The sequence below is a fragment of the Budvicia aquatica DSM 5075 = ATCC 35567 genome (assembly GCF_000427805.1).
Lineage (GTDB): Bacteria > Pseudomonadota > Gammaproteobacteria > Enterobacterales > Enterobacteriaceae > Budvicia > Budvicia aquatica.
The window spans coordinates 101,852-114,268 of sequence record NZ_KE386585.1 but is presented as its reverse complement, the minus strand read 5'-3'; the positions used below and the strand labels follow the sequence as shown (position 1 = coordinate 114,268).

The following is a 12,417-nucleotide window of genomic DNA, read 5'->3' as shown; positions in this document are numbered from 1 at the left end:
TGGTGATGAAAAAAGCATTATTAGCCATCAGTTTTGGAACCAGTTACACCGAAACGCGAAAAAAGAATATTGAAGCCTGCGAACAACAGCTGGCCGATGCCTTTGACGATCGCGATCTGTTTCGGGCATTTACCTCAGGAATGGTGATTCGTAAATTAGAACGCCGCGATGGTTTAAAAATTGATACCCCGCGAGAGGCATTGTCCCGACTGGCACAGGCCGGATATCAAGACGTCGCTATTCAGTCTCTGCACGTCATTAAGGGGGATGAATACGAAAAGATTGTCCGCGAGATTGAAAAGTTTCGCCCGTACTTTAAACGCTTAGTTCTCGGGGCTCCTTTGCTTAGCCGATTTGAAGACTATCAACAGTTAATGGTGGCAATACAGCACCAGATGCCTGAACTCAAAGCAAATGAGTGCGCGGTATTTATGGGCCATGGCGCGACTCATCATGCTTTTTCTGCCTACGCCTGCCTCGATCATCTGATGACCAGCCAGGGCTTTCCGGCCCGAGTTGGTGCAGTTGAAAGCTACCCTGAGATTGACCTGATTATTACTGACTTAAAAGCCAAAGGTATTGGCAACGTTCACCTGATGCCATTGATGCTGGTGGCAGGGGACCATGCCATTAACGATATGGCCTCCGATGAAGAAGACTCATGGAAAAGCCAGTTAGAAAAGGCCGGAATAGGTGCAACCCCTTGGCTACAGGGGCTGGGTGAAAACCGCATTATTCGCCAGATGTTTGTCAGCCATCTGGAAGACGCAATCAATCAAAACTGCGCGGAGCCGGCATGATGGACGGAAAGCTATATGCCATTGGCGTTGGTCCGGGGGCCAGCGATCTGATCACCGTCCGGGGTGCACGAATTATTGGCGAACTGGACGTGCTGTACGCACCGGCAGGCAAAAAGGGCGCACCCAGCTTGGCGCATACCATTGTGCAAGAGTACGTCTCGGCGAAAACCGAGGTTCGGACCTATCACTTTTTAATGCAGGCCTCGGCGGATGACAAAGCCGCCGTGTGGGATGAAGTCGCTCAGGCGCTGAAAGATGAAGTGAAGAACGGCCGTAAGGTGGGCTTTATCACCTTGGGCGATGCCATGCTATTCAGTACTTGGGTCTCTTTATTAGAACGAATCGGCCGCCAGCCATGGTTAGAGATTGTGCCGGGCGTCACCTCTTTTGCCGCTATTGCCGCCCGCGGAGTGATGCCGCTGGCAATGGAAACCCAGACCATGGCGGTGATTTCGTGCACCGTTTCTGAAGATGAGCTGGAACAAACGCTGCGCAGCCACGACTGTGTGGTTTTGATGAAAGTTTATGGGCGACTGGAACAGGTACGCGCTCTGCTTCACCGACTGAATCTACTTGAACATGCGCTGATGATGGCGGATGCCACTCTGCCAACGGAACAGTGCTGGCGGGATTTGAGTCAATCGGACAGTGAGCTGAAGCTGCCTTATTTTTCAACAATTTTGGTTAACAAACATTGGAATACATCGAGGTAAGTTATGCAAAAGCAGTTGACGAAGTTTTCGTTATCCGGCGCAGCGATTGGCATTTTGCTGATCACCGCTCCTCAAGAGGCCTTTGCCATGCACATTATGGAAGGGTTTCTGCCACCCATGTGGGCGATAGCATGGTGGCTGATCTTTTTACCTTTTTTGGCAACCGGTATTGTCAGGCTACGGCGAATTGTGCAGGAAGACAGTAACCAGAAGGTGCTGCTGGCCCTGTGCTGTGCGTTTATCTTCGTGCTTTCGGCGCTGAAGATTCCGTCGGTTACCGGCAGTTGCTCTCACCCGACCGGCGTGGCGCTGGCAATTATTCTGTTCGGTCCTTCGGTGGTTGCGGTGCTCGGTACCATTGTGCTGCTGTTTCAGGCGCTGTTACTGGCTCACGGCGGTATCACCACCCTGGGGGCTAATGCTATGTCGATGGCGGTGATTGGCCCGATGGTGGGTTATCTGGTCTGGCGCTTCTCATGCAAGTTAGGCATGCGTAAAGACGTTGCGGTGTTCCTCTGCGCCTTCTTTGCCGACATTGTGACCTATACCGTCACTTCGGTGCAGTTAGGCGTAGCCTTCCCCGATCCGCAGATGGGGGCCGGGGCCGCCATCGTGAAATTCATGAGTATTTTCTGCTTAACCCAAGTGCCTATCGCCATTGCCGAAGGCTTATTAACCGTTCTGATTTATGACCAATTGGTGAAAAGACAGTTGGTTCAGGTGCCTGCATGGAGTTTCAAATAATGAACAAGACATTGGTGTTGATATTACTGATTGTTGGGCTGGTGATCGCTCCGTTCTTTATCGATCACGGCGGTGAGTTTGGCGGCGCAGACGGTCAGGCCGAAGATCAAATTATGCTGATTGCGCCGGACTATGAGCCGTGGTTTGAGTCGCTGTATCAGCCTGCCAGCGGCGAGATTGAAAGCCTGCTGTTTACGCTACAGGGAAGCCTCGGCACCGCCGTGATTTTTTATGTGCTCGGCTACTATCGCCGCGGTCGTAAAGACAATGCTCAGTATTGATAAGCTGAGTAACCAAAGTCGCTGGCGTCATAAAGATCCCAGAATGAAGTTTGCGCTCTATCTGCTGTTTATGGCGCTGGCGATGATGCTTCCTCCCTTAGGGCAAGGGCTGCTGCTATTGGGGCTAGCCGGGTTTACCTGCTATTTATTGCGGGTCAGTCCGTTGAGCTATCTCAAGTGGTTGCTGATTCCTTTAGGTTTTTTGTCTGTCGGGCTGGTAGCGATTGTGATTTCGCTATCTGCTCAGCCAGATAGCCTGCTGGTGGGGTTTCCGCTAGGAAACTATTGGCTGGGAATTGACCCGCAGGGGCTGCTGACGGCTAACCAAACTTTCTGGCGAAGTCTGGCTTCTTTAGCCGCCACCTTCTGGTTCATGCTGAATATGCCGTTTGAGCAACTGATTAAATTACTCAAATTCTGTCGGGTGCCCAATCTGATTATTGAACAAATATTACTGACCTGGCGCTTTATTTTTATTTTTGTTGAAGAAGCAACGGCGATTCATCATGCCCAGTCACTGCGGTTTGGCTATCGCTCACTGCGTACCAGCTACCGTTCGCTGAGCATGCTGGTCTGCATGTTATTTTCCCGGGTTCTTAGCCGCTATCAGCAGATGTCGGTAGCCTTAGAGATAAAACTTTATCAGGGTGATTTCCATCTATGAATGGCGAAAACATGTTAGCGACCCGAACCCTGAGTTTCAGCTATCCGGACTCGCCGGTGCTAAAAGATCTGACGCTGGATTTTAGTCAGTACAAGGTGACCGGGATTATCGGCGCTAACGGCTGTGGTAAGTCAACGCTGTTTATGAATCTTGCCGGCATTTTGCGGCCGCAGCAAGGTGAGGTCTGGTGGAATAATGAGCCGCTGGACTATAGCAAAAAAGGGCTTATGGCGCTGCGTCAGAATGTAGTCACGGTATTTCAGGACCCTGACCAACAGATTTTTTATACCGATGTTGCCAGCGATATTGCTTTTAGCCTGCGTAATCTTGGCGTTGATGAAGCTGAAATCAGTCGCCGAACTGAACGTGCACTACGGATGGTTGATGCCGGGCACTTTCGCGACAAACCGATTCAATGTTTAAGCTTCGGCCAGAAAAAGCGGGTGGCTATCGCCGGGGCGCTGGTGATGGAGTCAGATTATCTGCTACTGGATGAACCTACCGCCGGGCTGGATCCTTCCGGGCGCAAGCAAATGCTCGACATTATCTCAGCCATTGTGGCTCAGGGAAAACGCATCATTATCTCCAGCCATGATATTGACCTGATCTATCAGATTTGTGACGGAATCTATGTGCTGTCAGACGGACAGATAGTGAGTACCGGCACGCCTCAGGAAGTCTTTGTGCAAAAAGAGATGCTGGAAAACGCCGGGCTTGAGCAGCCTTGGTTGGTCAAATTACACAGCGAAGCCGGGCTGCCCTTATGTAAAACCGAGCAGGAACTGCTAGCGATTCTACGTACCAATACGGGAGAAATACCATGAGTTTATCGTTGATGATTCAGGGAACGGCATCTGATGTGGGTAAGAGCGTTCTGGTCGCAGGTTTTTGCCGGATATTTTCACAGGATGGCTATCGATGTATTCCGTTTAAATCTCAGAATATGGCGCTCAATTCGGGGATTACTGCCGACGGCAAAGAGATGGGGCGGGCGCAGATATTTCAGGCTGAAGCGGCGGGTATTAAGCCGGATGTGCGTATGAACCCGGTGTTGCTTAAACCCACCAGCGACCGTAAAGCTCAGGTGGTTTTAATGGGCAGCGTTGCCTGCAATATGGATGCCGTTGAATACCATCAATATAAACCTCAGCTACAGCAACAAATTCAGGATGTCTACCGCAGCCTGTGTGCTGAAGCCGATATCATGGTGCTGGAAGGGGCCGGAAGCCCGGCAGAGATCAATCTGCGCGATCGCGATATTGTGAATATGGGCATGGCTAAGCTGGCCGATGCGCCGGTAATTCTGGTTGCCGATATCGATCGGGGCGGCGTATTTGCCTCTATCTATGGCACGCTGGCCCTGCTTGAGCCGGATGAGAAGGCGCGGGTAAAAGGCGTGATCATCAATAAGTTTCGCGGCGATATTGAGCTGCTGAAGCCCGGTATTACTCAGATTGAATCTTTAACTCAGGTTCCTGTACTTGGGGTTTTGCCATGGCTGGATGTCGATCTGGAAGATGAAGACGGCGTTGCCCTACAGGTCGGAAAATACCACGGCAAAGCCAGTGAGCTACTGGATATTGTCGTGGTACAGCTTCCTCATATCGCTAACTTCACCGATTTTAATGCACTGGCCGCACAGCCTGACGTTCGCCTGCGTTATACCGCCGACCCACAGCAACTTACCGGCGCTGATTTGATCATTCTGCCGGGCAGTAAAAACACGCTGGGTGACCTGACGTGGTTACAAAGCAAGCTGATGGATAAAGCGATTATTGATGCCCATCAGGCCGGAACGCCGATTATCGGTATCTGTGGCGGTTATCAAATGCTGGGGACTCAGATATTTGATGAAGTGGAATCCGGGCTGAGCCATATGCACGGGCTCGGCCTGCTAGACGTTGAAACCCAGTTTGAAACTAAAAAGCATACCGCTCAGGTTAAAGGTGCAACTCGGGATAATCTGCCGGGCTTTTTAGCCCGCTGCAGCCAACAACCGATTGCGGGCTATGAAATTCATATGGGGGTTTCAAGGCTGGGTGATAACGCGATTGCGCTGGCCGAAATGGACTTACGCAATGGTCAGAGTGAGGTGTGGAGTGACGGGGCAGTTAACCGGGATGGCTCGGTGATGGGCAGCTATCTTCACGGAATCTTCGACCAGAATAATTTTACCCGCCCGCTGCTTAATCAGTTACGCAGTAATAAAGGCCTTCCTGCGCTGGACAATGACAGCTTCGACTATGCGCTACATAAAGAGCAGCAGTTCAATATCTTAGCCGCCGGCATGCGAGAGCATCTGGATATTGACCGAATCTATCGGTTAATACGCCAACACCAGGAGGTAACGGCATGATTTTAGTCACCGGCGGAGCGCGCAGCGGCAAAAGCGCTTTTGGCGAAAAATTGGCAAAGACTCGCTGCGAACAGGTGCTGTATATCGCCACCTCAGTGATTACCGATAGCGAGATGGCGGCCAGAGTCGCCCGCCATAAAACGCAGCGTCCGGCCCACTGGCGAACGTGGGAAGGTTTTCAGCAGTTAGGCGATGTTATTCGTCAACAAGTTAAGCCCGGTGAAGGGGTGATGCTGGAGTGTATTACAACGCTGATAGCCAATCTGCTGTTTGAACAGTCCGGCGCTGAGTCGCCCGACACTCTGGATTTCGCACCTCTGGAAGCCTTTATTGACCAACAAATTAGCGATCTGATCGATGCCAGTAAAAGTTGCCGAACGCCGGTTTATATCGTCACTAACGAGTTAGGCATGGGGATTACGCCTGAGAACCGACTGGCTCGCCACTTTGTGGACATTGCCGGGCGGGCTAATCAGCGGCTTGCCGCTGCGGCAGATGAGGTATGGCTGGTGGTGTCCGGTATTGGAGTGAGAATTAAATGAAACCGGCGATGTTTTGGGCAACGTTGCAATTTATTACCCGAATTCCGGTTCCGGCGTCTTGGGCGAGCGGCGTTGATTTTCGGCAATATGGCCGCGGAGTACCGATTTTTCCGCTGGTCGGGCTGATTGTCGGCGCTATTGCGGCGGCAATTTCCGTCGCAATTAGCCAGTCCGGCGGCGGTATTTATATTGGCGCAATGGGTTATGTGCTGGTGCTGGCACTGTTAACCGGCGGCTTTCATTTAGACGGACTGGCTGATACCTGCGATGGCATTTTCTCTGCCCGTAACCGGGTGCGGATGCTGGAGATTATGCGTGACAGCCGCTTGGGTACTCACGGCGGGTTGGCATTGGTGTTTTGTATCGGGATTAAAACGCTGGCCGTGGTGGAACTCTCTCACCTCTTACCGCTGCAGCTGTTTGCGGTATTGGTGTGCGCTCCGGTTGCCGGACGTACGGCCATGGTTTTATTGATGTACCGACAACGCTATTCCCGCGAAGGTGAAGGGATGGGCAATATCTACATCGGCCAAGTGTCGCGGCGCGAAACGGGCAGCACCTTGTTACTTGGCGGGATATTCATCGGCGTTATCAGTGGCTGGCAGGGCCTGTTCGCCATGGGGATCACACTGATGGCGGTTTATGGCCTGAGCCGATACTTCTGTTATCACCTCGGTGGCCAAACCGGAGATACGCTGGGCGCCTCAGAAGAGCTGGGTGAGGTTATTTTTCTGCTGGCACTACTTTGGAGCTAACGGATGCGATTTTTTCTGGTTCGTCATGGTCAGACCGAAGCCAATGAAAAAGGGCTGTTTTATGGCAGTACGGATCTCGGGCTGACCCGGACCGGCCTTGCTCAGGCGCGGAAGATAAAATTGGCCCTCAAAAGCGTTAAGTTTGAGTCGGTGTACTGCAGCCAGCTACGCCGGGCACAGCAGACGGCCAATATCATTTTGCCTGCCCGTTCCCGATCTATGCAGTTTGATCGGCGGCTGAACGAGATGCACTTTGGTGCATGGGAAATGCGCCACTTTGAGGAGATTGCTAAAAATGATCCTCACGGCTGGCAACGCTGGCTAACCGGCGGGCAGAAGGCATGTGCAACCGGAGGCGAACCCTTTGAGGATTTTGCTCAGCGGGTGACGGAGTTTGCCGAGCAGCTAAGGGCGATAACCACCTCTGGTCATCAGCTGATTGTTGCCCACCAAGGCGTTTTGAGCCTGTTGTTAGCCCGGCTACTGAATATGCCGGCGGAGGCAATGTGGCATTTTAGCTTTCAGCACCAGGCTTACAGCATGGTGGAGAATCATGCCGGGTTTATCACTTTACGGGTATTTAATGGGCAGGTGCAGTACCTACCTGAGGAATGAGAATAACCATAATGAAAACAATTCAGAGTTTAATTTCGTCGATACAGCCCTTGAACCGGGCCCATATGAACTATGCCGTCAAACACATTGATAGTCTGGCAAAACCACCGGGAAGCCTTGGCCGGCTTGAAACGCTGGCGGTACAACTTTTCGGCATGCCGGGAATTTCAGATCTACAAGATCTGCAAAAAGAGATTGTGGTGATGTGTGCCGATCACGGTGTATTTGATGAGGGCGTGGCGATTACACCTAAAAATGTTACCGCGATTCAGGCGCGTAATATGCAAAAAGGACTAACCGGCGTATGCGTACTGGCTAAAAACAGTAATACCAGCGTGCTGCCGGTTGATATCGGTATTGATTGCGATCCTATTGATGGCCTGATGTCGCTCAAAGTTGCCAGAGGCTGCGGCAATATAGCTCAGGGGCCCGCCATGAGCTATCAGCAGGCAGCACAGTTGATATTAGCCAGCGCTCAGTTGGTTCAGCAGCGGGTCGGGCAAGGGATTTCTGTTTTTGGCGTTGGTGAACTCGGGATAGCCAACACCACGCCGGCATCAGCAATTGTCAGCGTACTCACCGGCTGTGACCCTCATGAAGTGGTTGGTATCGGGGCCAACTTGCCTCAGGCGCGGGTGAAACATAAAGAAAATATTGTGCGTCAGGCGATTGTGGTTAACCAACCCGATCCCAACGATGGCATTGATGTTCTGGCCAAGGTAGGAGGCTTCGATCTGGTGGGGATGACCGGGGTGATTCTGGGGGCGGCAGCCTGTGGCGTTCCGGTCATTCTTGACGGTTTTCTTTCTTATGCTTCTGCACTGGCGGCCTGTCAGATAGCGCCGGCTGCGCGGGAGTATTGTATTCCTTCACATTTCTCAGCAGAGAAAGGCGCTAAACGCGCTCTGCAACATCTTAACTTAACACCTTATTTATATCTGGATTTACGACTGGGAGAAGGAAGCGGGGCGGCGATAGCTATGTCCGTAGTCGGTGCAGCCTGTGCCATGTATTGCGATATGGGGCTACAGGAAAACAGCGGCTTTAGTTTACGTCGGTCATTAAGCCAATAACGGCGATGTATGTATTGATTGACCCTATTATCAATGTCAGGAGGGCTAAAATGCGGTGTAAAATTCCTAAGACCGATTTACTAGTGACGTTTGAGGCGGTTGCCCAGTATGAAAGCTACACGCGTGCAGCAGAGAAGTTAGCCTTAACGCAAAGTGCGGTTTTCCGGCAAATCACGGCGCTGGAAGAGTTTCTTAACGTTTCGCTATTTCATCATGTGCGTAAGCGAATTTTTCTTAATGATGCCGGGCACTATTATCTCAAGCTGGTCAGAGAAACCTTAGAGCAGTTGGAGAGGGATACTCAAAGCATCATGTCTTATCATTCAACCCAACAGGTACTTGAAGTGGCTGCGACGCCAACCTTTAGTACCCACTGGCTTATTCCTAACCTGAATGACTTTCGTGAAAAACACCCCGGCATTGTGCTTAATCTTATCGCGCTGACTACGCCGGCAGATTTCCTGCATCTGAAATATGATGCGGCAATTATGCGAGAGGATTTTTGCAGCCCTTGGGCTGAGAATGAATCTTTATTTGAAGAAGAACTGGTTCCGGTATGTAGTCGAATGCTGTGGCGAGACGATAAAAAAGTGATGCGAGCGGAAGAGCTGCTGGAAGAGTTTACTCTGCTTCATCAGACGACACGGTTGGATTCATGGTTTGACTGGTTTGGATTATCCGGCGTAAGTAATCCTAAAGTCCGAATGGGGCCGCGTTTTGACCTGCTGTCTATGCTGATATCAGCGGTGCGCTCTAATCTTGGCGTGGCATTACTTCCGCGCTTTGCTATTCAAAAAGATTTAGAGAATGGTGATATGGTGATTCCGTGTGATTTACCCATGAGTACCGGCAACCACTTTATCTTGACCTATAAGGAAGACAAGATAGGTTTGCAGAGCTTACAAAAGTTCAGCCAGTGGGTTCATGAAAAATCAAAAGCGGAAGCACTGAAACAAAAACAAAGCTAGCAATAACGTCTGATATATTTTTTATTATTGATTCTGAGAACAGCAGGGGAAAATATGACACCTTATTCGGTGGGTTTTCCCCTGTCTGATATTTTTTTAGATTTTAATAACGCATTGCTTTATGGCTAAATAAAATTTGGTTTGTGATGTGATTCTTGTTTTTAATATTAAACTCTATTTTAATTTTAACGGAAATATTCTGTCGTTATTTTCTCATTGGTATGGAAGCTCCGTGCTTATTGGGTTTGGGTGTTTTTAGTTGTGTGCTAACTATTACTTATTAACTTATGTGCACCATCTGTTGCAGATAGATCATTTGCTTTTTACTTTTTTAAATTAATAATGATGTGGTGTAATAAATTGAGCTCAGTACATCTTAAATATTATTAATTATCTATTTGTTAAATAATAAATACGACTATTTTTATATTTCTTCCCTACGATTAAATGAGTGAAAAAAATGTCTAATAATAAATTTTTTTATCAACAACCCTTTCCTTTATCAGAAGACGAGACCGAGTACTATCTTCTGAGCGATAAATATGTGTCCACCTTAGTTTGTGACGGGCAGGAAATATTAAAAATTGAACCGGAAGCGTTAACGCTAGTTGCCCAACAGGCGCTTCATGATGCCTCCTTTTTTCTCCGCCCGGCTCATCAGCAGCAGGTCGGTAATATTTTAAGCGACCCTGAAGCCAGCGAAAACGACAAATATGTCGCGCTACAGCTGCTACGTAACGCTGAGATTTCAGCCAAAGGCATTTTGCCAAACTGTCAGGATACGGGAACATCCACCATTGTTGCCAAGAAGGGCGAGCATGTCTGGACCCGGACGGATGATGCGGCTGCGCTATCGTTAGGAATTTATCGCACCTTCCAGAATGACAACCTGCGCTATTCGCAAAATGCCGCTCTGGATATGTATACCGAAGTGAATACTGGTACTAACTTACCGGGGCAAATTGATATTTATGCCACAGAGGGTGATGAATACAGCTTCCTGTTTGTCAATAAAGGCGGTGGTTCTGCGAATAAAGCGGCGCTGTATCAGGAAACGAAAGCCATTTTAGAACCGGAAAAGCTAAAGGCCTTTTTGACCGAAAAAATGAGAAGCCTCGGAACGTCTGCCTGCCCGCCTTACCATGTGGCCTTTGTCGTCGGCGGAACCTCAGCAGAAACCAACCTGAAAACGGCTAAATTAGCGTCAACTAAGTATTACGATAATCTACCCACCGAAGGAAATGAGCACGGTCAGGCTTTCCGTGATATCGAACTGGAGAAAGAGCTGCTGGACGCTTCCCGCGAGTTCGGCTTAGGGGCTCAGTTTGGCGGTAAGTATCTAGTTCATGACGTTCGGGTTATTCGCCTGCCGCGCCACGGCGGATCGTGTCCTATCGGAATGGCGATTTCCTGTTCGTCTGACCGTAATATTAAAGCCAAGATTAACAAACAGGGTATCTGGCTGGAAAAGCTGGAGTACCATCCGGAGCGCTATATTCCTGCGCATTTCCGTGAAGGGAATGAGGGCAGCGTGGTAAATATCGACCTTAATCGACCGATGGCTGATATTCTGCAGCAGCTTTCCGGCCATCCGGTTTCAACCCGAGTATCCCTTAATGGTCCGCTGATTGTTGCCCGCGATATTGTTCATGCCAAGCTTAAAGAGCGTTTAGATAAAGGCGAAGAGCTGCCCGACTACATCAAAAACCATCCTGTTTATTACGCCGGGCCGGCCAAAAAGCCGGAAGAGTTTGTGTCAGGTTCTATGGGACCGACAACCGCCAGTCGAATGGACCCTTACGTTGATCTGTTCCAGTCCCGCGGCGGGAGCATGGTGATGTTGGCTAAAGGCAACCGCGGTCAGCAGGTAACCGATGCCTGTCATAAGCACGGCGGATTCTATTTAGGCAGTATCGGTGGATCGGCAGCCATACTGGCTCAGGATTATATTGAAAGCCTGACCTGCCTTGAGTATCCGGAGCTGGGGATGGAAGCGGTGTGGAAAATGGAAGTGAAAAACTTCCCGGCGTTTATTCTGGTGGATGATAAAGGTAACTCATTCTTTGACCAGATTCAGTCACAGATATGTGCAGGTTGCCACCAGTAGTGATATTCAGATTCAACACTGAGGAACATCAGTATGAGCGAAGACAGATATCAACAGCGTCAACAACAGCTAAAAGAGCGCGTAGAAGAACGCGTTGCGGCGGCAACTAAAACCGGCGGTATTATTATCGTCTTTACCGGCAACGGTAAAGGTAAGTCTACCGCGGCTTTTGGTACGGTAGCCCGAGCGGTCGGCCACGGCCTAAAGGTCGGTGTTATTCAGTTTATCAAAGGGACATGGGAAAACGGGGAACGTAATCTGCTGGAGAAAAACGGCGTTGAATTCCACGTTATGGCAACCGGGTTTACCTGGAATACCCAAGACAAAGGCGATGATATCAAAGCGGCTGAGGAAGCATGGCTAGAAGGTTTGCGCATGCTGGCAGATGCGTCATTTGATTTAGTGGTGCTGGATGAGCTGACCTATATGATTCCCTGCGGATATTTAGCGCTGGATGAGATACTGACTGCATTGAAGAATCGACCGCCTCACCAAAGCGTGATTATTACTGGCCGAGCCTGTCACCGGGATATTACCGAGCTGGCAGATACGGTGAGTGAGCTGCGTCCGGTAAAACATGCTTTTGAAAATGGCATTCAGGCACAGAAGGGGATCGACTGGTAACGCTTTGAGCTCAAACCTTTACATCTGGTGATCAAAAACCCCGTCGCGTTGATCCGCGGCGGGGTTTTATTTTAGTGATGCTTTCACGGCATAACAGCCGGCTGAACCGGCATTAGAAAAGCAAATCAGCCTACCGTTATACTCGCTTTATACCCGTCATACTTGAAGTTAGCTT

The 12,417-nt window shown here is 49.9% G+C and carries 14 protein-coding genes; all 14 read left to right on the top strand.

Features of this window, described 5'->3' with window-relative positions; translation table 11 throughout:
- Positions 1–5 precede the first annotated feature (5 nt).
- Positions 6–800 carry a sirohydrochlorin cobaltochelatase gene (cbiK, locus tag YWE_RS0122535; protein ID WP_029096490.1) on the top strand — a complete coding sequence of 265 codons (795 nt, stop codon included), beginning with the start codon at positions 6–8 and terminating at the stop codon, positions 798–800.
- On the top strand, positions 800–1,513 hold the full coding sequence (locus tag YWE_RS0122530) for a cobalt-factor II C(20)-methyltransferase (protein ID WP_029096489.1): 714 nt from the start codon (positions 800–802) through the stop codon (positions 1,511–1,513). The genes cbiK and YWE_RS0122530 overlap by 1 nt, the downstream gene beginning before the upstream one ends.
- 3 nt (positions 1,514–1,516) lie before the next feature.
- Entirely contained in the window at positions 1,517–2,257 is a 741-nt protein-coding gene (locus tag YWE_RS0122525; RefSeq protein WP_029096488.1) for an energy-coupling factor ABC transporter permease, read from the top strand.
- Positions 2,257–2,538, top strand: a complete 282-nt coding sequence (locus YWE_RS0122520; protein WP_029096487.1) for an energy-coupling factor ABC transporter substrate-binding protein — start codon at positions 2,257–2,259, stop codon at positions 2,536–2,538. The genes YWE_RS0122525 and YWE_RS0122520 overlap by 1 nt, the downstream gene beginning before the upstream one ends.
- A complete protein-coding gene (locus tag YWE_RS0122515) occupies positions 2,525–3,202 on the top strand; it encodes an energy-coupling factor ABC transporter transmembrane protein (protein ID WP_029096486.1) in 678 nt (225 codons plus the stop codon). Before YWE_RS0122520 ends, YWE_RS0122515 begins: the two co-directional genes overlap by 14 nt.
- An 11-nt stretch (positions 3,203–3,213) precedes the next feature.
- Positions 3,214–4,026, top strand: coding sequence for an ATP-binding cassette domain-containing protein (locus YWE_RS0122510; RefSeq protein ID WP_029096485.1), 813 nt, complete (start codon positions 3,214–3,216; stop codon positions 4,024–4,026).
- Positions 4,023–5,558, top strand: coding sequence for a cobyric acid synthase (locus YWE_RS0122505; protein WP_029096484.1), 1,536 nt, complete (start codon positions 4,023–4,025; stop codon positions 5,556–5,558). Before YWE_RS0122510 ends, YWE_RS0122505 begins: the two co-directional genes overlap by 4 nt.
- Positions 5,555–6,100 carry a bifunctional adenosylcobinamide kinase/adenosylcobinamide-phosphate guanylyltransferase gene (gene cobU / locus YWE_RS0122500; RefSeq protein ID WP_029096483.1) on the top strand — a complete coding sequence of 182 codons (546 nt, stop codon included), beginning with the start codon at positions 5,555–5,557 and terminating at the stop codon, positions 6,098–6,100. Before YWE_RS0122505 ends, cobU begins: the two co-directional genes overlap by 4 nt.
- Entirely contained in the window at positions 6,097–6,855 is a 759-nt protein-coding gene (cobS, locus tag YWE_RS0122495; protein WP_029096482.1) for an adenosylcobinamide-GDP ribazoletransferase, read from the top strand. Before cobU ends, cobS begins: the two co-directional genes overlap by 4 nt.
- Before the next feature lie 3 nt (positions 6,856–6,858).
- A complete protein-coding gene (locus YWE_RS0122490; protein WP_029096481.1) occupies positions 6,859–7,470 on the top strand; it encodes an adenosylcobalamin/alpha-ribazole phosphatase in 612 nt (203 codons plus the stop codon).
- 11 nt (positions 7,471–7,481) lie between these two features.
- A complete protein-coding gene (cobT, locus tag YWE_RS0122485; protein ID WP_029096480.1) occupies positions 7,482–8,543 on the top strand; it encodes a nicotinate-nucleotide--dimethylbenzimidazole phosphoribosyltransferase in 1,062 nt (353 codons plus the stop codon).
- Positions 8,544–8,593: 50 nt separating this feature from the next.
- On the top strand, positions 8,594–9,511 hold the full coding sequence (locus YWE_RS0122480; protein ID WP_029096479.1) for a LysR substrate-binding domain-containing protein: 918 nt from the start codon (positions 8,594–8,596) through the stop codon (positions 9,509–9,511).
- 460 nt (positions 9,512–9,971) lie between these two features.
- On the top strand, positions 9,972–11,618 hold the full coding sequence (locus YWE_RS0122475) for a fumarate hydratase (protein WP_029096478.1): 1,647 nt from the start codon (positions 9,972–9,974) through the stop codon (positions 11,616–11,618).
- Between the two features lie 33 nt (positions 11,619–11,651).
- Positions 11,652–12,242: a cob(I)yrinic acid a,c-diamide adenosyltransferase gene (gene cobO, locus YWE_RS0122470; protein ID WP_029096477.1), complete on the top strand. Its 591-nt coding sequence runs from the start codon at positions 11,652–11,654 to the stop codon at positions 12,240–12,242.
- The last annotated feature ends 175 nt before the right edge of the window (positions 12,243–12,417 follow it).